Annotated in this window: 14 protein-coding genes; 9 read left to right on the top strand and 5 right to left on the bottom strand. The window is 53.7% G+C overall.

Annotation, left to right across the window (positions count from 1 at the left end; translation table 11 throughout):
* Positions 1-4 precede the first annotated feature (4 nt).
* The 3 genes from dut to AB9F27_RS18160 are packed head-to-tail and all read left to right on the top strand — an operon-like array spanning position 5 to position 3,591.
* Positions 5-478, top strand: a complete 474-nt coding sequence (gene dut / locus AB9F27_RS18170; protein ID WP_335584084.1) for a dUTP diphosphatase — start codon at positions 5-7, stop codon at positions 476-478.
* On the top strand, positions 475-1,518 hold the full coding sequence (locus AB9F27_RS18165) for a molybdopterin-synthase adenylyltransferase MoeB (RefSeq protein WP_335584083.1): 1,044 nt from the start codon (positions 475-477) through the stop codon (positions 1,516-1,518). The genes dut and AB9F27_RS18165 overlap by 4 nt, the downstream gene beginning before the upstream one ends.
* Positions 1,519-1,572: 54 nt before the next feature.
* Positions 1,573-3,591 carry a M3 family metallopeptidase gene (locus AB9F27_RS18160; protein ID WP_335584082.1) on the top strand — a complete coding sequence of 673 codons (2,019 nt, stop codon included), beginning with the start codon at positions 1,573-1,575 and terminating at the stop codon, positions 3,589-3,591.
* 11 nt (positions 3,592-3,602) lie between these two features.
* Here the strand turns inward: AB9F27_RS18160 and AB9F27_RS18155 are convergent, their stop codons facing one another.
* On the bottom strand, positions 3,603-4,109 hold the full coding sequence (locus AB9F27_RS18155) for an SH3 domain-containing protein (RefSeq protein WP_335584081.1): 507 nt from the start codon (positions 4,107-4,109) through the stop codon (positions 3,603-3,605).
* A 113-nt stretch (positions 4,110-4,222) separates the two neighbouring features.
* On the opposite strand from AB9F27_RS18155, the gene AB9F27_RS18150 reads away from it, so the two are divergent.
* Entirely contained in the window at positions 4,223-5,209 is a 987-nt protein-coding gene (locus tag AB9F27_RS18150; protein WP_335584080.1) for a D-glycerate dehydrogenase, read from the top strand.
* Positions 5,210-5,500: 291 nt separating this feature from the next.
* Complete coding sequence (locus tag AB9F27_RS18145; protein WP_335584079.1) at positions 5,501-5,764, top strand: hypothetical protein; 264 nt, start codon at positions 5,501-5,503, stop codon at positions 5,762-5,764.
* A gap of 49 nt (positions 5,765-5,813) precedes the next feature.
* Here AB9F27_RS18145 and AB9F27_RS18140 read toward each other — a convergent pair whose 3' ends face one another.
* Complete coding sequence (locus tag AB9F27_RS18140) at positions 5,814-7,157, bottom strand: cyclopropane-fatty-acyl-phospholipid synthase family protein (protein ID WP_335584078.1); 1,344 nt, start codon at positions 7,155-7,157, stop codon at positions 5,814-5,816.
* 447 nt (positions 7,158-7,604) lie between these two features.
* Between AB9F27_RS18140 and AB9F27_RS18135 the strand changes: the two genes are divergently transcribed.
* A complete protein-coding gene (locus tag AB9F27_RS18135) occupies positions 7,605-8,621 on the top strand; it encodes a universal stress protein (RefSeq protein WP_335584077.1) in 1,017 nt (338 codons plus the stop codon).
* Positions 8,618-17,038 (top strand): GH36-type glycosyl hydrolase domain-containing protein, encoded by an 8,421-nt coding sequence (locus AB9F27_RS18130; RefSeq protein WP_369757993.1) that lies wholly within the window; start codon positions 8,618-8,620, stop codon positions 17,036-17,038. The genes AB9F27_RS18135 and AB9F27_RS18130 overlap by 4 nt, the downstream gene beginning before the upstream one ends.
* A 368-nt stretch (positions 17,039-17,406) precedes the next feature.
* Here AB9F27_RS18130 and AB9F27_RS18125 read toward each other — a convergent pair whose 3' ends face one another.
* The gene (locus AB9F27_RS18125) at positions 17,407-18,291 is read right to left on the bottom strand and encodes a helix-hairpin-helix domain-containing protein (RefSeq protein ID WP_335584075.1); all 885 of its coding nucleotides are present in this window, start codon (positions 18,289-18,291) and stop codon (positions 17,407-17,409) included.
* Positions 18,292-18,961: 670 nt separating this feature from the next.
* Between AB9F27_RS18125 and AB9F27_RS18120 the strand changes: the two genes are divergently transcribed.
* A complete protein-coding gene (locus tag AB9F27_RS18120) occupies positions 18,962-20,116 on the top strand; it encodes a helix-turn-helix transcriptional regulator (protein ID WP_335584074.1) in 1,155 nt (384 codons plus the stop codon).
* A gap of 91 nt (positions 20,117-20,207) precedes the next feature.
* The gene (locus AB9F27_RS18115; protein ID WP_335584073.1) at positions 20,208-21,488 is read left to right on the top strand and encodes a hypothetical protein; all 1,281 of its coding nucleotides are present in this window, start codon (positions 20,208-20,210) and stop codon (positions 21,486-21,488) included.
* Positions 21,489-21,534: 46 nt separating this feature from the next.
* Here AB9F27_RS18115 and csgH read toward each other — a convergent pair whose 3' ends face one another.
* Positions 21,535-21,879: a curli-like amyloid fiber formation chaperone CsgH gene (csgH, locus tag AB9F27_RS18110; RefSeq protein ID WP_335584072.1), complete on the bottom strand. Its 345-nt coding sequence runs from the start codon at positions 21,877-21,879 to the stop codon at positions 21,535-21,537.
* A gap of 304 nt (positions 21,880-22,183) precedes the next feature.
* Positions 22,184-22,558, bottom strand: coding sequence for a curlin repeat-containing protein (locus AB9F27_RS18105; protein WP_335584071.1), 375 nt, complete (start codon positions 22,556-22,558; stop codon positions 22,184-22,186).
* Positions 22,559-22,722: the final 164 nt, after the last annotated feature.

Below are 22,722 nucleotides of genomic sequence, written 5' to 3'. Positions count from 1 at the left end.
GAAAATGGAACAGACCATAATTTCCCTGAAATTTGTCGATGGCGCTGATCAGTCCATAGCTTTACCAAGTTATGAAACCAGCGGTTCTGCTGGGGCGGATGTGCGGGCTAATTTCCCTGCCGAACAGCGTGACGGGCTTGTGCTGTGCCCCAATCAACGGGCCCTGATTCCGGCAGGTTTTTCTATGGAGCTTCCTGAGGGATTTGAAGTTCAAATTAGGCCACGCTCAGGACTTGCGCTCAAACACGGGATCACGCTTTTAAACACTCCGGGGACGATTGATTCGGATTATCGCGGTCCCTTAGGCCTGATTGTCGTAAACTTTGGCGACACGGATTACCTTATTTCTCACGGAGACCGGATTGCTCAAATGGTTGTGGCTCCCGTAATTCAAGCGTCGTTTTCCCTAACAGAAACCCTTTCGAAAACCAAGCGTGGGGCTGGTGGTTTCGGCTCAACGGGAAAGCGTGACGGATGATCTTTCCGCTCTTTCTAATGGCGGCAATTTGGTTCGGGGGTGGCTATTTGAAGGCACCGCGCAGCCTACGTGGATTGTTGATATTCTGTATATACGTGGTCGGCTTACTGGCCCATTTTGCCTTGCCGGAAGGAAATGCAATGCGCGGATATTTTGGCCAGGTTTGGGGGGAATGGGCGCTTGTTGGAATTCTCATCGGTAGTGTTTTTGGTTTTCAAAGGTGGATTCTCTGGTTGCGGCACAAAGTGGCGAAAAATGCGGAAACCTTGGGCCCTAACGCGATATTTCGGGATGTTGAAATTGATCGATATTCCCGCCACATCTTTCTGCGCGAGATCGGCGGCGCTGGGCAAAAACGCCTAAGAGACGCGAAGGTTTTGGTTATTGGCGCTGGCGGATTGGGAGCGCCTGTTTTGCAATATTTGGCGGCGGCTGGGGTGGGGACAATTGGAATTGTCGACGATGACGTTGTGGATAATTCAAACCTTCAACGCCAAGTGATCCACAAAGACGCCAGCATTGATATGCCCAAGGTCTTTTCCGCTGAGCAAGAGCTTCGTGCGCAAAACCCTTTCGTGGAAATTCGACCATATTTCAGACGTTTAGATCGAGAAGGCGCTGTCGAATTATTTGCGGAATACGATGTGATTATGGACGGCACGGACAATTTTGAGACTCGGTATATGGTGAATGAGGTCGCAGTTCTTCTTCGGAAGCCCCTTATTTCGGCGGCTATGACGCAATGGGAAGGCCAGATTTCAATCTATGATCCTGCGCGTGGTGGCCCTTGCTATCAATGCGTTTTTCCCGAAATCCCGGCGCCGGGTTTGGTCCCCAACTGTGCAGAGGCAGGAGTCGTAGGACCGTTGCCGGGCATCATTGGTTCCCTGATGGCGCTAGAAGCCGTAAAGGATATTACTGGTGCCGGCGAGGGGTTGCGAGGGCAGTTGTTGATGTATGATGGGCTTTATGCGCAAGCGCGCAAAATTTCTGTAAAACGACGCAAAGATTGTCCGATTTGCGGTGAAAATTCACATTGAAAGGGTGGTGATCCGCGGCCTTCGTGACTAGCTTATGGTCAAAGGAGACATTCTATGACCAACCCGTTACTCGCTGCTTGGGACACACCCTTCAAGCTTCCACCTTTTGCTGAAATATCTGATGACGATTTTGAGCCAGCGGTTCGGGATGCCATGGCGCAAGCGCGGGCCGCGATTGCGGCGATTTCAGAAAATCCAGACACGCCGACTTTCGCCAACACGATAGATACGCTTGAGCAGGCGGATGAAAACCTTGGCCGTGTTTTGAGTGTTTTCTATAACCTCGCGGGGGCTGATAGTTCTGAAACACGCGAAAAATTACAGCGCGTATTTTCCCCGCTATTGGCAGAGTATTCCAGCGATATCAGTATGAACGCGGCCTTGTTCGCGCGGATAGACTCCGTGTGGAATAATCGTAAATCCTTTGATTTGACCGATGAGCAGTTGCGTGTTTTGGAACTTACTCGCCGTGGATTTGTACGGTCTGGCGCACAGCTATCGGGCGACGCACGCGACCAACATCGCGCAGTGAAGGCGCGCCTTGCGGTTTTGGGGACGGAGTTTTCACAGAACCTTTTGGCCGACGAGCGCGACTGGTTTCTGCCGCTATCAGACGATGATTTGGCGGGATTGCCCGAATTTGTGGTCGCCACAGCGCGGGCCGCAGGCGTTGAAAAAAAGGCCAACGGACCTGTCGTAACCCTTTCACGCTCGCTGATCGTGCCTTTCCTGCAGTTCTCGGAACGTCGAGATTTGCGCCAACTCGCCTATGAAGCTTGGGTTGCGCGGGGCGCGAATGGCGGAAAGACGGATAATCGTAAAATCACAAGCGAGACGCTCAAACTGCGCGAAACGCGGGCACAATTGTTGGGTTATGACAATTTCGCAGCCTATAAGCTTGAAACGGAAATGGCGAAAACACCAGAAGCCGTGCGAGAATTATTGATGTCGGTCTGGGATAAGGCCAAACCCGCCGCAGAGGCAGACGCGGCTATTCTTGAGAGCATGATGCTTAAGGATGGCGTGAATGGCCCGCTTGAGGCTTGGGATTGGCGCTATTATTCGGAAAAACGTCGTTTGGCGGAGCATGATTTGGATGAGGCGGAATTAAAACCCTATTTCCAACTGGACCGGATGATTGAGGCGTCGTTTGATTGCGCGTATCGACTGTTTGGGCTTGAGGCTAAACCATTGAACGTTCCACTCTATCATCCCGATTGCCGTGCGTGGGAAATAAGCCGGAATGGCGTGCATGTGGCGGTGTTCATTGGGGATTATTTTGCTCGAGGTTCTAAACGGTCCGGCGCGTGGTGTTCGGCGATGCGCAGTCAGAAAAAACTGGGCGGGGAAGTACGCCCGATTGTGGTGAATGTGTGTAATTTTGCCAAACCTTCGGCGGGCGAGCCTGCGCTTTTGTCCTATGATGATGCGCGGACACTTTTCCATGAATTTGGCCACGCGCTGCACCAAATGTTGTCGGATGTGACCTACGAAAGTGTTTCGGGAACCTCCGTTTCGCGCGACTTTGTTGAGTTGCCGAGCCAGTTGTTCGAGCATTGGCTTGAAGTGCCTGAAGTTCTCGAAAAACACGCTCTTCATGCGGTGACGGGCGCGCCCATTCCGCGTGCGTTACTTGACCGACTGTTGGCGGCACAGACCTACAATATGGGGTTCTCGACCGTGGAATATGTGGCCTCAGCCCTCGTGGATTTGGACTTCCACAACGGGGATGCTCCGGCGGATACAATGGCCCGTCAGGATGAGATTTTGGCCAGTATTGGCATGCCGCATGCCATTCGAATGCGCCATGCGACGCCCGGGTTTGCGCATGTGTTTTCCGGTGACGGATATTCTAGTGCCTATTACAGTTACATGTGGTCCGAAGTTATGGATGCGGATGCGTTTTTGGCCTTTGAGGAAGCGGGAGACCCCTTTGATTCAGAAACAGCTAAGCGGTTGGAGAAATTCATTCTTTCCACAGGTGGGTCGCAGGATTCAGAAGAGTTGTATCTTCAATTCAGGGGCCGGATGCCAAAGGTAGATGCCCTTTTGAAGGGGCGTGGATTGGTCTGAAAACAGTCCGTTTAATCGCGAATTTCACCCACTCCGACGCCCCAATAATTCGACTTTGGAGCCCACCCTTTGTAGCCATCTGCATTGAGTTCGCACCAGTCGGGATTGCAGTCTTGAAGGCGGGCAATGACGCCCGCTTTTAATTCCGCCGTCGGAAGGGCGTTGTCTTTGGGATGGCTGAGAAGTTTGGTCAGGTCTTTGGTGATCACCACGGTGCGCACCCCCGAAAGCAGGGTGAAATGCACCCAGCCCCCAACGCCGTCCATGTCCCGCACGCGGCGCCAATGTCCGAATTCGGCGGTAATTTCCAGCGGCATGTTGCGGTGCTTATAAACCCAGTCAATTCGGTGAGTCAGGCTGGGCCCACGACGCACATTGGCCTCCGAGGCTTTCATCGACACGAATCGCGGAATTGGCAGATTTGTTACGGCCCCGCGCGTTTCGGCAAAAGACGAAGGCGTCATGGACGCAAAAAGGAGCACCGACAGGAGGGCTCGAACAAAGTTTTTGGAACGCATTTTGCGATTGCCTGACTTATTTTCTGCTTCTGTGCGTCGAGTTCTTGTGCCCGATCGTCAACTCGGCCACCATAGTCTTGAGAGCTGGAAAAGAAAAGAAAAGGGAGCGCACCATGCCCGCTAAACGTCTAAGTGTTGTCGTAACGCGACGGTTGCCTGCAGTTGTCGAAGCACGCCTCAAGGAGCTTTTTGAGACAACATTGCGGGTCGATGATACCCCGATGATTCGCGAGGAACTCTTGGCGGCGATGCAGCATGCGGATGTTTTGGTACCTACGGTTACCGACAAGATTGACGCCGCGATGCTGGCAACGGCTGGCGCGCAGTTGCGCCTCATTGCGAACTACGGCGCAGGGGTTGATCATATTGATGTCGCAACGGCGCGTCAGCGCGGAATCCTTGTTTCCAACACGCCCGGTGTGGTTTCCGAAGACACTGCCGACATTGCGATGATGCTCATTCTTGCCGTTACGCGCCGAATCCCCGAGGGGCTTCGTGTGATGCAGGAAGGCGGTTGGCGCGGATGGACACCGACGGCGATGTTGGGCGGACGGATTGCGGGCAAGAAGCTGGGGATATTGGGCATGGGGCAAAATGGCCGTGCGGTTGCGCGGCGTGCGGCAGCCTTTGGAATGGAGATACATTACAACAATCGCAAACGGTTGCATCCCGAGGTCGAAGCCGAGCTTGGCGCGACATGGTGGGAGAGTTTGGACCAGATGGTTGCGCGCGTTGATGTCCTTTCGATCAATTGTCCGCATACGCCCAGCACGTTTCATTTGATGAATGCGCGGCGGTTGAAATTAATGAAACCGACGGCGGTGATCGTCAATACGTCCCGTGGTGAAGTGATCGACGAGAACGCTTTGACGCGGATGTTGCGTGCGGGCGAGATTGCGGGGGCGGGCCTTGATGTGTTTGAGGACGGAGCGAACATTAACCCTCGTTTGCGCGCCCTCGATAACGTCGCTTTGTTGCCGCATGTTGGATCGGCGACGCGGGAGGGGCGGATCGAAATGGGCGAGAAAGTTATGATTAATATCAAAACATTTGCCGACGGTCATCGCCCACCGGACCTCGTTGTGCCCAATATTTTCTAGCGCCCGTCTGTTGATTTAGCATAAGATACCGTTGGTCGTGGTGAGCGGCTAGGGGGTTGCCGTGCTTCGCGCCAGCGAACGCCAATTTGATTGAATACCCCTTTTACCACCGAGATTTATGCCGGATACTATGACCGCTCCTTTATAATAGGGACGCAATGTCGGCAATTTTTAGCCGTTGGACACGCTTCTCCAAAGGCAATTGATCTGCGTCAATCGAACTTTGGTGTTTCGGTGAAATCTTACCTAACGTTTCTGTCACGTTCTTTTGGTAAGCGAGAGGTGAAACCGATGGACTACAAATATATTCAACCACACATCCAAAAGCTACAATCGGGCAACAGGGATCCTCATCCATTGGCGAGGGACCTCGCGCCCGAGTTGCCAAGCCAGCTTAGCGAATATGTTGATATCCTTGGGCCTTTCCCAAAGCAAAGCCTTGAGGCCCTGACCGATCTTGGGTTGTCTGACGCCGAGATCGCGCGCTACCACATGATCCCTCGGCGCTGTGTTTCGGAGCTTCGCACGATCTGGCATATTCACGGTCACGCCTAATTGCCGACCTGACAGCGGCCACGCAGTACAGTGCGTGGCTATTGGTAATTCATGGTGCAGCTCCTTTATGCGGTGTGATAGCCGGTCTGCGTTTACGATTTGGCGGTACCGGAATGCCCGATAGGGTGACGAGATCAGGTTTTCGTTTTTTGCTGATGAGTGGTGAATGGGTTTGGTTTGGGCGCAAATATAGATAGTCGCGGGTAAGGGGGACCGCGTCAATTTTGCGGGACAGTTGGAACTGATAGACCGCTTGATACCCATGCCGAAATGTCTGTTCGCTGGCGGCGAGGTAAAAGCGCCACATCCGCACAAATTGGTCATCATAAATGTTGCGAGCCACGTCTTGGTTTTGGATGAAACGGTCGTACCATTGACGCAAAGTATAGGCATAGTGCAGGCGCCAGCACTCAATATCTGTGGCCCAAAACTGCGCTTTTTCGACTGCCGCCATTGTCTCCGAGACCGAAGGAACATAGCCGCCGGGGAAAATATGTTTGGCAATCCAGGGGTTTGTGTCCTTTGACGCGCGTGACCAACCGATTGTGTGTACTAAGGCGATCCCCTCGGGGGATAGGCGGTTGCGAAGAGTGGTGAAATACTCGTCGAAGTGGCGCAAGCCAACGTGCTCAAACATTCCAACAGAGACAATTCTGTCAAACTGCTCGTCGATATTGCGATAGTCGCAAAGGCGGATATCTACGCGATCCGAAAGCCCGGCCCGTTTTGCGCGCTCCGTTGCAAAGGCGTGCTGTTCTTTGGACAGTGTAATGCCGACAACATTTGCGCCATAATCCTGCGCCAAGGTCATCGCCATCCCACCCCAGCCACAACCGATATCCAAAACGCGCATGCCCGGTTCGATCAGTAACTTGCGGGCGATGTGGTTAATTTTTTGCTCTTGCGCTTGCTCCAATGTGTCGGAGGGATCCTTGAAATAGGCGCAGGAATACTGGCGGCTTTCGTCGAGAAAGAGATCATAAAGTTGCCCTGAAAGGTCATAGTGGTGCGCTACATTGCGGCGCGCCTGTGGCACCATATTATTCTGTTTCAAACCACGCAAAATTGCCCGCATTTTTATCACAGGCTTTTGCCACCAAACGCGATTCGCCCCAGCGGGATCGACGTTAAGAACAAGCATCGCCAAAAAGGATTGTAAGTCGTCGCCATCAATTGTTAGCGACCCATTCGTATAAGCTTCCCCAAGGGCCAATTCAGGGCTGAGGGCCAACTTGCGGACCGTGGCCATGCTGTGAATGCACACCAAAATGGGTTTGCCAGTCGCATCGCCATAGATGCGTTTCTCGCCATCGGGCATCACAATATGTAGCGATCCATTCTGCAACAATGGTTGCAGCATCTGGTCAAATGAATATTTCCAAAACCAATCCATTTCGGGGCACCTTTGTTAAGAAATCAAAGACTTGAAAGGCAGATCGCATGGTAGGCTTTGCTCCCCGCTTGGCGGTTTGAGTATACGAAGGCCTTTCCAAAATGTAGCATCCGCGCCACCGTCAGAATTGATACAAATCAACTCTGGCAGTCGTAAAAACGGACTCGCTCTTCTTGCTAGGCTGCCAAATCGCAAAACGGGGAGCATAGCTAAGTTCATTGAACCCCAAAGTTTTGCCTCGGCTAATAAATGCTGATCCAGCGCCAGATTGATTTGCCTCAACTGTGGCACCATTTTTTCGCCGACAACGGAGGAGAAAGGTGCCGTGCGCCGGAGGGATTCATCTGGATTGCGCCATAATCGCACCGCCGATAGGCCCGCTGATCCTCCTCAAGAATTGCTTCTGTCTCGATGTCAGAAAACCTGTATCCAAAGGAAATCGCGAAAATGGCCACGAATCCACACTTCACCCCTTCTCCTTTACAGGTACCCGATAGCCACAAAGGGTGTGACGTCATGATTTTTCTGGAGGATGCACACGTGGAGACCTCCGCGCTGTTCCATGCCCAAAAGGTCGCGAATGCGTTTTCTGGCAAAGTCGTACTTGTGCATATTATGGCGGATCCTCACGACGGGAAGGGCCCGATTGACCCCGTGGATTGGAATATCAAAAAGCAAAAAATCATGAAGGATCTTGCTGAACGCGCCCGCCCCTTTGCAGGGGAGGATGGGCCAGAATGCGAAGTAAAACTGCTCGAAGGGCAGTGTATCGGCCAAGTTTCCGATTTTGTGGACCATCGGCAGGGGGGCATCGCCGCCGCACTGCGGTCAACGGATGGTCTTGGCTGGCAATCGAGTGATACCGCTTGTGGTGTTTTGCTGTCGCAAAGTGCGGCAATTCTTATGATTCCTTCCCGCGCGAAAGGGGGGCAAGACAAGCGCTATCGCCGAATTCTGGTGCCCCTCGATGGATCGGTCCGCGCAGAGGCCGCCCTCCCGAAGGCTGTTTTGTTGGCTAAAGCGGAAAACGCCGAACTTTTGTTGTGTTATGTTGTCCCGAGCGTGGGTTTGACCGCGTTTGGCGTCAAAGATAAAAAGTCTGAAAAATTGCATGAAATGGTGGCAATCAAGAATGAGCAGGCAGGTAAAAGACACCTAGGTAGCATCAAGAAAAGCCTCGCACACAACGGTCTGAAAGTATCCACAAGCATTGTTCACGTCGGTGATGTACGGCGCGCCATCCTGAGTTTTGTGTCCGAGAAGGCCGTTGATTTTCTGGTCATGGCGACGCACGGACAAAGCGGACACGGCGATGTTGCCACCGGAGATGTCGCCCGTTTCATTTTGGACAGAGCGGAAATTCCGGTGTTGATGGTACGCCACAAACACACTCGAGATAATGTCCATGCGTTCAATACGGTGTCGTCCAAGGGGGTGCGGCAACCTGTGGGTACGGACGGATGAATGCCGCCGAAAAAGCGTCACCTGGTATTAATCGCCCCCCGATAAACTATGCGATTGATGCGGGGCCTCCGGTGCTGCTCGATAGCTATCGGGCGTTGCCCCGTCTGTCTGACTGGTTTGAGCAGGTCCGAACGTATTGCGCCGATCCTGCCGCCAATCATGAACGGGCGGCCGAATGGCTTTTGGATAATGACTATCAGGTCAAGCGGGCGTTGCTGCGGTTGCAAGAGGGTATGCCCCCCGATTTTTACCTCAAACTCCCCGCTATGGATGGCACAAACGGCGCAAGGATTCCGCGCGTTTTCGCGGTATCAAATGCGGTTTATGACGAGCTGACCCCCCAAATTATTTTTACCGATCTGGTGCGCTATATTGATGCTTTTCAAATGACGACGCCGCTCACCAATGCTGAGGTGTGGGCGATACCGTCGATGCTTCGCCTTGTGTGTATTGAACGGTTGATCCATGCGATCGGTGCGATGAACGCCGAGTTGTTGCTGAGCGTCGACCTAAGCGAGCAAACACTGGCCACGCCCGTGGCGCGACCCGTCGATCAGATAGCACGGGTGATTGCCAATCTGGTTACCATCGACACGATCAAATGGGCGGATTTCGTTGATGAGGTGAGTTGTATCGAGGCGGAACTGTCCAAGGATCCCGCGCATATTTATGCGCAAATGACCTTCGAAACCCGTGATAGTTATCGCAAAACCGTTGAGCGGTTGGGGAGGCGCACCAACACCTCCGAGTCCGAAATCGCGCGCGAGGCGGTGGTATTGTCCCAGAAAGAAAGCCAAGACTCGCTGCGGCATCATGTTGGCTATTGGCTCATAGGGGACGGGTTACCCGCATTGGAAGCTGCAATTGAGTATCGCCCGCCCCTCATTTCTGCATTTCAGCGCCAATTGTCCGGATTTAGGGGCGCGCTCTATGCTTTGGGGCTCTCGCTGCTTGTGGTGGCCGCCTTAATGGTGTCCGTCGTCTATTTGTGGGTCAATGATGCAACGTGGGGTCAATGGATTATCGGTGTCGCGGCAACGTTGTTGCCCGCCACAATCCCAAGCGTGTGGGTCGGGCATTGGCTTATCACCCGTCTGAGCCGCCCCAAGCCGCTCCCTGAACTGGATTTTTCAAAAGCCATTCCCTCAGAATTTTCCACGGCCATCGTGCTTCCTGTAATTGTCGCGTCTGAGGCCGAGGTCGAGGGGATTGCCGAAAAGCTGGAGATATTGCGCCTCGCCAATCCCGATCCGGCCCTCACCTTTGTGGTGCTGTCCGATCCGGTCGACGCGCCGACACAAACAATGCCCGACGACCCCCTGATCGAAATCGCATTTCAAAGCCGGATCGCGGCGCTCAATCTTCGGTATGGAAAACTGGGCAAAGCCCCTTTCATTTTGCTACACAGGGCACGTCAGCACAATCCATCCGAAGGCTGCTGGATGGCGTGGGAACGCAAGCGCGGCAAGCTTGAGGAGTTTAACCGCTTCGTGTTGGGGGAGGGTGTTGATGCTTTCAACTTGGTTGCCGGTCCCGTCGAAAGCCTGCGCGGTCTGCGCTATGCGATCACGCTTGACGCAGACACCCAATTACCACCAGGCACCACATCGCGTCTCATTGGAATTATTGCGCACCCCCTTAACCGAGCCGTCATTGATCCGCAAAGCGGGCGCGTGACCAAAGGCTATGCCATCTTGCAACCTCGGATCGAAATCCTCCCTAAACTTGAGGAAAACACGCATTTTAGTCACCTTTATGGTGGAGATACCGCCGTTGATATTTATAGCCGTGCGGTGTCGAATGTGTATCAAGACCTGTTTGGAACCGGCATTTACGTCGGCAAAGGGATTTATGACATTGCGGCCCTGCATCGCAGCACAGCGGGGCGGGTTCCTGAAAATTCCATTCTCAGTCACGACCTTTTTGAGGGGCTGCACGCGCGCGCGGCGTTGGTGAGTAATTTGGTTTTGTATGAAGACATGCCCGCGACTTATCCGGAATTCGCGCAGCGTCAGCACCGTTGGATGCGGGGGGATTGGCAGCTTGTCCCTTGGCTCGGGCGCCGCGTCCCCGATGCGCAGGGAGGACGTATGCGCACGACGTTGACGGCGCTGGATCGTTGGAAAATGGTTGATAATTTACGCCGAAGTCTGACGTCGCCCGCGTTGTTGTTGCTCTTTTTGGGGGCGTGGCTGGTCTTGCCGGGTAGTGCGTTGGTTTGGACCGTTTTGGTTATTGCGGCCCCGGGTAGCTATCTGGCCGGAGAATTATTCGCCATCGCAACAGGGGGAATCCGGCGGGGGGCGATGGGCACCGCGATCCATAAAATCAAGACCACGGGTGGGCGCTGGTTTTTTACGATCACGTTTCTGGTCAGCGACACCTTGATCTCGCTTGATGCGATTTTTCGCACCCTTTGGCGGCTCTATGTGACGGGCAAAAAACGGCTTGAATGGACCTCGGCGGCGCATGTGTCCAGCAGGCTTTATGGCCAAAGTATTCGGAGGGCCTCTTGGAACCTGATGTGGCCCTCTTCGGCGCTTGCGGCGATTTTGGCGGGACATCTAGCCCTCAATAATCCTAGTGGTTTCTGGTCTGCGATACCGGTTCTAATCCTATGGTTACTTGCACCAGAAATCTCTGTGTGGACCGCACGCCCGCGGTATTTCCGCACCCAGTCCCTAAAGGCCACCCAACGTGCCTTCCTGACGTTGGTCGCACGGCGCACATGGCATTTCTTTGAGACCTTTGTTGGGCCAGACGACAATTGGTTGCCCCCTGATAACTATCAATTTGGCGACAAAGAAGAGATCGCGCATCGCACCTCGCCCACCAATATCGGCATGTTTCTGACCTCCGCTCTGGCGGCACGTGATCTAAATTTTATCACCGTCAGCGATTTCGTGGCCCGCAGTCGCAACACCCTCGACACGCTGGAGCGGATGACGCGGTATCGCGGGCATCTGCTGAATTGGTACAACACCCAAACCCTTGCCCCCCTTGAGCCGCAATATGTTTCGACCGTCGATAGCGGAAATCTTGCGGTTGCGTTAATCGCCCTGAAACAAGGCTGTCTGGACCTTGTGGCGCGCCCAGCATTTGAGAGCAGTAGTTTTGGCTCTCTTGAAACAACCCTCGACCTTTTGTGCGAGGCCCTCCGCGAGGTGCCAGACGTAAATGAGCGCGCGCTGCGCGATACTGAGCGGGCCATCCGGCGCCTGATAGCCCAGACCGCTTCATCTCCGCTGGTTTGGAAAACCATCCTCGACACGCTCGGTGACCCGCTCTGGCAGGAATTGGAAACGACTGTGCGCGATACGATCGAGGACGCGACTGATTTGCCCCAAACGCAAGTGAGCGAAATTACGACGTGGCTCGAACGGTTCCACCACGACTTGCACGCGATTGCGCGCGATATCGACACCTTCCTGCCGTGGCTTTCTTTGCTTGCCGAAGTGCCCGCGAAAATTAGGCCCAGTGCACAGGAAGTGGCGGAAATGATGTACCCCTCAAAAGGGCAAAATGGGAAACCGCATGCACCAAAGGCCCTGTCCGATCTCTTGGAGGCGTGGCGATCGGCGCACCCGAATGTTGACCCCAAGACCCAAGCGTGGCTCGATCAGATGCAGCAGGCTATTCACGCGGGGCTTGCGCAGGAAAACGCGTTGCACGCCGCGTTGGGGGATTTGGCCCAAAAGGCTGGCGAGATGGCCTACGGCATGGATTTCACATTTCTGTATGACTCTGCGTCGCGCCTTTTTTTCATTGGTTACAATCACAGTCTCGGAAAAATGGACAGCAGCCACTACGACCTTTTGGCGACCGAAGCCCGCTTGGCCAGTTATTTCGCCATTGCCAAACATGATGCCCCTATTGAGCATTGGTTTGCGTTCACGCGGCCCATCACCCGCCTTCAGGGAAAACCGTCCATTCTGTCGTGGAACGGGTCAATGTTTGAATACCTCATGCCGCCGCTTTTTTTGCCCAGCTACCGCGATACTCTATTGGGAGAAAGCGAGTTGACGGCGGTTGAATTTCAGCGGGAGTATGCGCGGGCGCGCGGCGTGCCGTGGGGGATATCGGAATCCGCTTTTGGTATCACTGATGCACAGGGCACGTACCAATATCGTGCGTTCGGGGTTCCGGGATTGGGTATTCGCAGGGGTCTGACCGAGGACCTTGTGGTGGCACCATACGGCTCGGCTTTAGCGTTGTGTGGATGGCCGCAAGCGGCGGCTGAAAACTTGCGCGCGCTTTCAAAACTCGGGGTTCTAACCCGATATGGCTTCATCGAAGCTTTGGATTACACACCGGATCGCGCCCCTCGAAATGCCGATTTTGTGCCTGTGGAAACCTTTATGGCGCACCATCAGGGGATGGTACAGGTGGCTATCGTCAATGCGTTGCGGGACGATATTATGGTGAAACGGTTCCTGCAGGAAAAAGCGGTTAAATCCATGGATCTTCTCTTGCAGGAACGCGTGCCATGGGATGAACCCTTGGAACGTGGCCGTGCGGATGAAGGTTGGGCTCACAAGGCTGATGTGCCGTCTGCACCAGACCTTGCCCCATGGCTGCCGTCGCCGGACTTTGTTGTTCCGCAGGTGCATCTATTGGGCAACGGGCGCATGGCGTCGTTGATCACCGATAAAGGGGGAGGAGGGCTTAGCTGGGGCGAAACTGCCCTGACACGCTGGCGCGCGGATTCTACCCGCACAGCAACCGGAATGTGGTGTTACCTTGAGGATGCCGATCGCGCAGAAATCTGGTCGCTTGGCACCTCTCCGTCGGGCCATACCACAGCGGAAACCAAAGTTGTTTTCCACCAGCACATGGTTGAATTCCTGCGCCGGCACGCGGGTATCGTTGCGCGTATGGACGTGACTGTTGCGCCATATGATGACGTGGAAATTCGGCGTGTGACGTTGGTGAATGAGGGGGATAAGGATCGAACGATTAACCTGACAACCTACGCTGAGGTGGTTTTGGCGCCCCCACTGGAAGACGAGCGCCACCCAGCTTTCAGCAAACTCTTTGTGAAAAGCACCTATTTTCCAGAGGAGCAGGCCTTGTTTTTCAAACGCCGTCCGCGCCGCCCCGAAGCCCGGCCCCCCGCCTTGCTGCACAAGTTGATTAGTACCGATCCTGACCTCAAAGTCGCGGCATGGGAAACCGACCGCCGCCGATTTCTGGGCCGCAATCAGAGGGAACAGAAGCCGCAAGGGTTGCGCGAGGGATTAAGTGGAACCACAGGGTGGACGCTTGATCCGGTATTGGCCCTTCAAGTGCGTGTGCGCCTGAAGCCCATGGAGACAAAGGAGCTGACCTTCCTCACCGTCGCAGGGACGTCCCGTAAGGATGTGGTGCAAGTGGCTAAACGCTATCCCGTGATCGCGATTGAACGCACGTTCCGCGACGCTTTGTTTGAAACGGCGCGCGCGGTTCACAAGCTGGGGATTGAACCTGCGCATTTGCCGGAGTTGCAATTGCTGTCCTCGTTGCTGGTGCATGCCCACCAGACATTCCGCGCACCACCGCCGCAGGACACAGACGTTTGGAAGGGGCAATCAGACCTTTGGCGGTTCGCGATTTCGGGTGATCTTCCGATCCTTCTCCTTGAGATTTCACACCCCGAAGAGTCAGCGCTTTTGGATGTTTTATTACGGGGGCATCGCCGTTGGCATGATCTTGGGTTGCACGTTGATTTCGTAATTCTGCGCGACGCGACAACGAGTTACGAAGAGCCGCTGCGGGAGAAGGTTTTGTCGATCCTGAGCGATACCAATGCGACGAGCCTGTTGGGGATGCGCGGCGGAGTTCATCTGCTTGCGGCGGACCAACTGGAAGCGGGGCTTCGACGCGGCGTGGAAGCGGCTGCGCATGTGGTGTTGCGCGATCAAAACAAATCTCTCGGTGAGTTGCTGGATCGCGCCTTGAACGTTGGAAATCCTTCGCCGCCTTTCGAACCCGTTCCAGCCCCAGAATACAAACCCGTATCCGCGATCCCTAGGCCGAAAAACCTGTTGTTTGACAACGCATATGGTGGGTTTGATCCTAAAAAAAGTGACTACGTGATCCATCTTTCCCCCGAAATGCACACTCCAGCCCCTTGGTGTAACGTTTTGGCTAACGACGATTTTGGCTGCCTTACGAGCGAAGCAGGACTGGGCGCAACTTGGGCCATTAACAGCGGCGAGCATCGCCTCACGCCTTGGTCCAACGATCCAGTGGCGGATGTCCCGTGTGAAGTGGTTTACCTTCGAGATGAGGCAAACAGTGATGTTTGGACCACGACGCCCATGCCGATGGGGATGGATGCGACGTGTCAAATTCGACATGGCGCAGGGTTTACGCAGTGGCGCCAAAACAGTCATGGGCTGGAGCAAAAGGTGTCGGTTTTTGTGCCGGTCGACGGTTCGGTCAAGCTTGTGCGATTGCACCTTAACAACAAGTCCGGCCAAGCGCGCCGTATCTCGGCGACCTATTACGCGGAATGGTTGCTCGGCGCCCTCGACAGCGTTGCGCGCCCGCATGTCTCCAGCCGGTACGATCCAGCCCTAAAGGCCATTATCGGGCGTAATCGATGGAATGCGGAATTCGGCGCACGTGTTGCATTCCTGACGGCTTCGTTAGGCCCCCACAGTGTGACGGGGTCACGCAGTGATTTTCTGGGCCACGAAGGCGATGTGTTTAACCCAGACGGTTTGCGGCGCTGGGATTTAGGCGGGCGTTTTGTACACGGAGGCGACTCCTGTGGCGCGTATCAGGTGCATCTTGATATCCCCGCAGGAGCGCAGGCCGAGGTTGTTTTTGCCTTGGGGGAGGTCGCCAATCAAGCCGCCTTGGCCCAAGCGGTGGAGCGCTGGCAAGACCCAACCGAGGTCGAAAACGCGTGGCGCGCATTACAAGACACTTGGGTTAAAAGGTTGGGGAGTGTTCAGGTGAAAACCCCTGATCCCGCGTTTGATTTGATGGTGAACCGGTGGTTGCCTTATCAAAACCGAAGCTGTCGAATTATGGCGCGCGCGGGGTTCTATCAAGCTGGCGGAGCCTACGGTTTCCGCGATCAATTGCAGGACGTACTCGCCCTGTTACTCAGCGAACCCCAACGCGTGCGTCAGCATATTTTATTGGCGGCACGCTACCAGTTTGAAGAGGGCGATGTCTTGCATTGGTGGCACCCACCCGAGGGGCGGGGGGTGCGGACACATTGTTCGGACGACTATCTCTGGTTGGTCTATGTCACCGCGCGTTATGTTGCCGCGACAGGGGATATGGCCATTTTGGATGTCAAAATTCCGTTTTTTAGCGCGCCGGAGTTGAGATCCGAAGAGCATGATCGCTATGCCCTGTTTGAGCACGGCGAGATAGGAACGTTGTATGAGCATTGCGCCCGCGCACTGGACCGGATGATGGAGACAGGAGCCCATGGCTTGCCGTTAATGGGAACGGGCGACTGGAATGATGGCATGGACCGGATTGGCGACGAGGGGCGTGGCGAAAGTGTTTGGTTGGCGTGGTTTCAAATCGCCACCGTGACCGCGTTTGCTCCTGTGGCCCAGAAAACAGGGCGGGAAGAGGACGTTGCTCGCTGGCGTGTGCATACCAGCCATTTGGAAAACGCGCTGTCCACGCAGGCATGGGATGGAGATTGGTATCGACGCGCTTTTGATGATGAGGGTTTGCCTTGGGGGGCGTCCGAAAATGAGGAATGTCGGATTGATTTGATTGCTCAGGCGTGGTCGGTTTTATCAGGTCTCCCTGCGGATGCGCGAGCGCTCAAGGCGTTGACTTCGGCAGATGAGAACCTTGTCGATGTCCAAAACCGGCTTATCCGCCTGCTTACCCCACCCTTTGACAAAACCGACCGTGATCCGGGATATATTCGCGCCTATCCACCGGGTATTCGTGAGAACGGGGGGCAATACACGCATGCGGCAGTCTGGCTTGGCGTGGCCTATGTAGCGATCAACGAGGGCGACCTCGCACATCAGGTTTTTGACATTATCAACCCCATTCGACGCGCCACAAACCAGCAAGCGGCAGACCTCTATCAGCGCGAGCCCTATGTGCTGGCGGGGGATGTATCGGGCGTGGGCGCTCAAACTGGGCAGGGAGGTTGGTCTTGGTACACAGGCGCCGCGGGGTGGACATTCCAACTCGGGATCGAAGGTATTTTGGGCATGCGACCTGAACGGGGGGCTGTGCGAATGGACCCTTGTCTACCGACGGCATGGGCGCACGCCGAAGTCGTGCTCGATTGCGGAAATGGCCGCCTTGAAGTGGTTATCGAGAACCCCGATCACCTCGCCCATGGTCAAGGGTTGCTCTGTGTAGACGGCAGCGACACGATATACTCGACGGTGACCTATCCGGGAAAGGGACAAACACGAAAAGTTGTCATTACCATGAAATAAAGCCCCCAAGGGAGCGCATCCGTGTTTTCTTGTCGATTTTCAGGGGCCCTTAAATAACGTGGCGGCCTAGAATAGACTTTCTAGGCCGCCAGTAAAGACCGATGAAGGGCGCGGTGTCAGGGCAGGGACGGGGGGGCGGCCTCCATGGTCTAACTGGGGTGTTGATTAATCCGGAACTGGTTCGAAATACGGGTCGCTTTGGGGACAGACCACGCCTTAACGTGCTTTGAGAAATGGCTGTGGTCATAAAGTCCAAGTTGTTGTTTATTCGGGTGGCGTAAAAACAGTTTGTTTTTAATTAGCGTGTAATTAGGGAGATAATGGCACAAAGGCGGGAGAAGCGATTGATTTGCATCAATCTCTGCGCGTCATCTGGATTCCGCTTCACAAGGATAAAACGCGTCGCAGGCAGCTTCTCGCCCTCGAATGACGCGCTTTCCTTTTAGAGGGCCGCGATGCTCGGTGACCACAGTACATTGCCCTTGGGCGCGTTTTTCTTGTTCGAAATAAACCACAACCCAATCGCGCGTCCGTTGGAAATTTTGTGCCGCTGGTGTGTTGGAAAAGATTGCGGTCAAATGCCATTTGTTGCGCTCAATATGCAGGATCGGGAGATTTAACGACCCCGAAGCGTGAATCCTACGTGACGAAAGCGTCGGCATTTGGTCGATAGCCGCTCTGTAGGCGCGATCAATCTCAAAGATATCAACAACGGAGGGCTGTTTTTCAAGCGCCTTGTGCAGCGTCGGCCGACGCCGAGAGAGGATTTCAGTTAATGCATGTGAAATGGCATTTACCCGCCGCTCGCCTACGCCTTTAAGCGCCAAGAGGCGACCGTCAATAGTGGCCTTTTCCAGCGCCTCAAGCGTATCAATGTTCAGTTGGGAATGGATGGATTTCGCAAGTCGTCGGCCAATCAAAGGGATCGTTTGAAAGAGCTTTTCTGGGCCATGGTTCCCGCGCAACTTATCTATTAAGTTAAGATTTCCAGTTTCGTGCAGCTCGGCAATCGCTTTTGCGACGGGAGGAGCAATGTTGGGAAGCCGATCCGGACTAGCCCTCTCCATAATAGATTGAAGAGGTTGCGCTAAGTCCGCGACATAATGTGCGGCCTCGCGATAGGCCCGCACGCGAAACAGCGATGCGCATTGTTGATCCAGCAAATCGGCGACCTCGTTGAGCCGCGCGGCAACAAAACGATTTTTGTTCAAAGTCTCGCTTAAGTGATCCTGTCGTTGGATGAATGCAGACATTTAGGCGGCCTCTCTTTTGCCGATGATACCATTAGGCGCGGTGTGGCGTATGGGCGGGTACGTTCAAATTGTTGTGGGTTTAAGAGTAACGAAAGGATCAGAATGCCGATTGATATGTCTCAACCGGGGCGATTAATTCTCGGGCTTGGAATTGCCTCAGAATCGATTGAGTGCCCCTGTCTTTGATTCCCGCGGAAAAGCGCGCGTATCGCCTTGGCGCGTCGAGATTCAAAAAAAGAGTGGTGCGTGTGCAGGCATCTAGACGATTTGGTTGACTCAAATCAATTCGACCGCGTCAAAATAGGGCAGTTAAATAAGGTGCTTCAACCAAGGGAGGGGAATCCATTTTGGTTTGAAGGGGATTTGGATTGTACTGGGGTGATTGGGAAAGGGGGATTAGGGAAAACGTGTTTCGGGCCAAGGGACGTTCGAACCGAAATCAGCTTTTCATACAGTAACCACATAGAAAACCTGCGGCGTTTTTCATTGATTGCACGTTGGTGGTTTTGATATGTGCCCATGAATCCAACTATTTGACGGATATAGGAGCTTGCGGTTTTACCCGCAAGTCTGGGGGAAATCTCGCGTACGATCGATAGCAATGTTTTCAGAAACATTATTTTTTGCGTGTCGAGCGACATTTCTAAATGTTCAAAAAGTGGAATGTATTGTGAAAAAATTAGTTCTAAACACATCTGATACGCTCGAACGCATTTACGATTCGGCGCTTCGAAACACGCTCTTAGAAACGATTTTGGATGTCGTTTCTCATTTCTTGCCAGGGACGGCGGTTGTGTTGTTCGGACAGGATACTGTGCGTCTGCCGGGAAATTTCATGTTGCACAAGGGGCTGGGGACGAATGCTGTCGTGGCGTCGATGGCGAACTTGGCCGTTGATAATCCGTGGTTTGAGCGCCAGTGGCACCAACGGCTCGGAGAGATATACCAAGACGCAGAACTCATGTCGCGAGAGGAGCAAATCGCTTCACGTGGATTGACCATATGGAATGCGACGATGGGGGTAATGGTCCACGCGTCAGGGATCGTTCTTCATCGACAGCGCACCCGACAACTGGTTTTGGAAATTCGGTTTCCAGAAACAACAGACGCGAAATCACGGCGCGACGCGACGGCCCTGCTGGAAACTTTAGGTCCGCATCTCGTGCGGGCGGCAAAAATTATGTATCTCAAAAGCCGCTTTCCGTTGAGCACACAAATGGCCAATGATGTACTTGAGTTGTTTCCGTTTCCGGTTCTGATTGTTGACACGGAATGCCGCGTTCGCAGTATGAATGAGCGCGCCGAACTTTTGGCCAACAGGATGGATACATTTTTCATTAGTGCCGACAGCATCTTTCATGCCACCAATTTGGACGCCGAGTTGGAGTTTCGAGCCATGGTGAACCGGATGGGAGCCGGAGTTCAGCACAGCACCGAACTGTTTTCCCTGCCCAATGCCGAAAAGTCACAACAGATCTTTCTTTCGTTGACCAAACTCGGAGCGAACTCGACGCAGCGCCTAAACCCGCGTAACGTGTATGAAAAGCAAGGTGCTCGCTTGGCTCTGATTATTCAGGACACAACGGAGGCGCTTAAACTAAGTCACAGCGCACTTTGGAATGCATTCAAACTGACCAATGCCGAAGCCGAATTGGCCTCGCTGTTGTTGGAGGGGTGCACAATCGGGGACTGTGCGCAAAAGCAGAGTTTGGCGAAACAAACGCTGCGCAATCACCTCGGTTCGATAATGAAGAAAACCAAGACGAACCGGCAACCACAACTCGTTGCGTTATTGACTCGATTGGCACTCACGACGACACTCTAGAGGTAGAATGCCTCTCGCAGGCGTCACTTTGGGTCCATCGCATTGCGGGACCTTGGTGATGGCATGTGACCTGATACTGTAGGAGTGATCGTTGAAATTCCCATTTTTCGTCCTCGCGATGATCTGTTCTGGCTCCGTGGCCCATTCTCAAACCTTTGATCAAGACCTCCTGAGTCCCTTTTCAGCCCTTGGAAGCGGCGTGACGTTTGGGTTTGCGGATATGTCCCAATCGGACGAATTCAACGTGACGGGCCCCAGTGTAGGGTTCGGACTTGCTGCTAAAATCGACAGTGACGACGTTGCACCGTTTTATTTGGAGTGGAGTGGATCGTGGGCGTGGGGGTCGAATTTCACGTCTAGCACCGAAATGCAGGGATCCGATGCCTACGTTTATGCGCCCAGAAGAAGCCCCGTGGGCACAATCGACCTCTCAACCGAGATCAGTGCCACTGGCCCCACCGCGGCGGCGACGGTGCAAATCACAGATAATTCAGGGGATACGGCGACCATTTTCAGTTCTGCATTTTCGCCTTTCGGAACCGGAAACTCAGTGGCGCAGTTTGCCACAACGATGACGGATGCGGGCGGTATTTATGCGGCATTAACCACAGACGGCGAGGCGATCACCGCCACGTCCTATGGGGGAATGTTTGACTCGACGGGCGTTTCGTTCATGGGGTCGGGCAATGAAAGCAATACCACGACCATCACAACCACGGTTGAGGAAAATATCAAATTTTCCAATCAGGTGCTTTACCTGAGTAAGCGTTTTTCACTGGATGAGAACTGGATTTTGTCGCCCAAAATCGGGCCGAACTATCGTAGTTTTGATCGCAGCAATACAACGCGCACGACCATTGATATTGACGGAAGTCGCGGATCGGATTCCTCCATTCCGACAGTAACAATGGAAGATAACTGGAAGCTAAACGGGAAATACTATGGTGCCGTTTTGGGGGCGGGCCTCACGCGAAAAATAAACGACGCTTGGAGCATCAATTTTGGGGCGGAAGCTGGACTGACAAAGTTCAATGCCAAATCTGAAACGATGGAGCTGGTGAATTTCGCGGGGTCTGCTTCGGCCATTCCCGGCGAGCGCAAATCCTTGAATGGCACCGCACGCGTTGGTCGGATTACGGGCGCATTAACCCATGTTGCCGAGAACGGCGCGATTATCGTTTTTGGTGGTTATTTGGATTACATGTCGGATGTACCGTATTTACAATTTGAAACGGTTGGCAGTCCCAACATAACCACGGCGGGATCATCCGTTGGTTTGTCAGGGAACGGCGATACCTATCGTACACATTCGATCCAAAAAAAGAAGATGATCGGCTCGGGTCTCAATCTGAGTTTTGTTTTTCTCTTTTAACGTCCCTTAAAACGCTGAAAGCCCGTCCTGATTATCACAGTCCGGGCTAGTCTAGCGCGGTGTCGCAGGCGGCCTCGTTTCCGCCTGAGCGAACCGATAGTCGCGCCAGATAGCGATCTCCGGCCAAGGCATTGACGATGACCATTCCGACAATCTTTCGCTCGTCCGGTGCGACGTCAAACAAGCCACTTTGCGCGATGTTGGAGCGGCCACTTACTCCCTGTTTTGTAACGACAAAACTGTAACTCCCCGCGGCCTTGTCCCCCGACCAAACCACGCCACGGAGTTGAAGATTCTGCGACACCGTTTTGGTAGTTATCTCACAGTGGAGTTTCCCAGAGGAACTCTCTGTCTGTACCTCTCCCAAGGCCGATTTTTCTGTTTGGCTCATGGCGTTTGCCCTTTGTATCATGCAAAGTGTCGATACGCCGATAACCAAAAAAAGAACCAGCGCCTTGTGCCACGAAGGGTGACGAGCGCCGTTAATATCCAAAACTGATACGGGCATCTTCTCTGCTCCCCTTTTTGCGGGATAATTTGGTTCCTGGGTTAACGAGGCGCAACGGTTTTTGCACTGTTATTCGCTCGCCCAGGTAACTCATAACTTGTCCGCCGGTTGAAGTTTTACCGACGCGGCCTACCGATCACCTCGTTTGTATGCACCAAATGCCTAGAGAAATGATCAAATTGACCTGCTAGTTGTTGATTCCGAATTCTAGCGTCGTCGTTGCGCCACCACTCCCCCATGTTTGAGAGTACGTAGAAAACGAACCGGAATATTGTGGCGCGGAGAATTGAAAACTTCCGTACCCCTGATAATTCCCAGTCTGGTCTACGCTTCTGCTAAAATCATTCCCAACTTGGGCGATAGATGCTGTGTTCCAGCGTCCGTTCTGACCAATGGCCGCACTGTTATTATTTCCAACCTGAGTTGTGTGAGCGTCATTGTCACCAGCTTGCGTTGTTGTTGCTTCGTTGTTGTCTCCGGTCTGATTTGTGTCTGACGTGTTTTGTGCAAATACGGAGAGTGGGGCGCTTATCAGCGCCGCAGTGATAAAGATCCTGAGCATCGTCAATCCTCCCTTTTTTTCAAAGAAATAAAATTTGTGGTTAGCCTGACTTGAACAGTTCTCTTTAGAAAGCCTGGCTACCTAACAAAAAAATTTTAAAGAGATCCGATTCGGCATGGCAAACGTGTTTGTATAGGGTCACACGGGGCGGCATTTTTAATGCC

Origin of the sequence: Falsihalocynthiibacter sp. CO-5D18 (genome assembly GCF_041205445.1) — a bacterium.
Classification (GTDB): Bacteria; Pseudomonadota; Alphaproteobacteria; order Rhodobacterales; family Rhodobacteraceae; genus Falsihalocynthiibacter; species Falsihalocynthiibacter arcticus.
The sequence above is the reverse complement of the archived record's forward strand: the minus strand, read 5'-3'. Positions and strand labels throughout refer to the sequence as shown.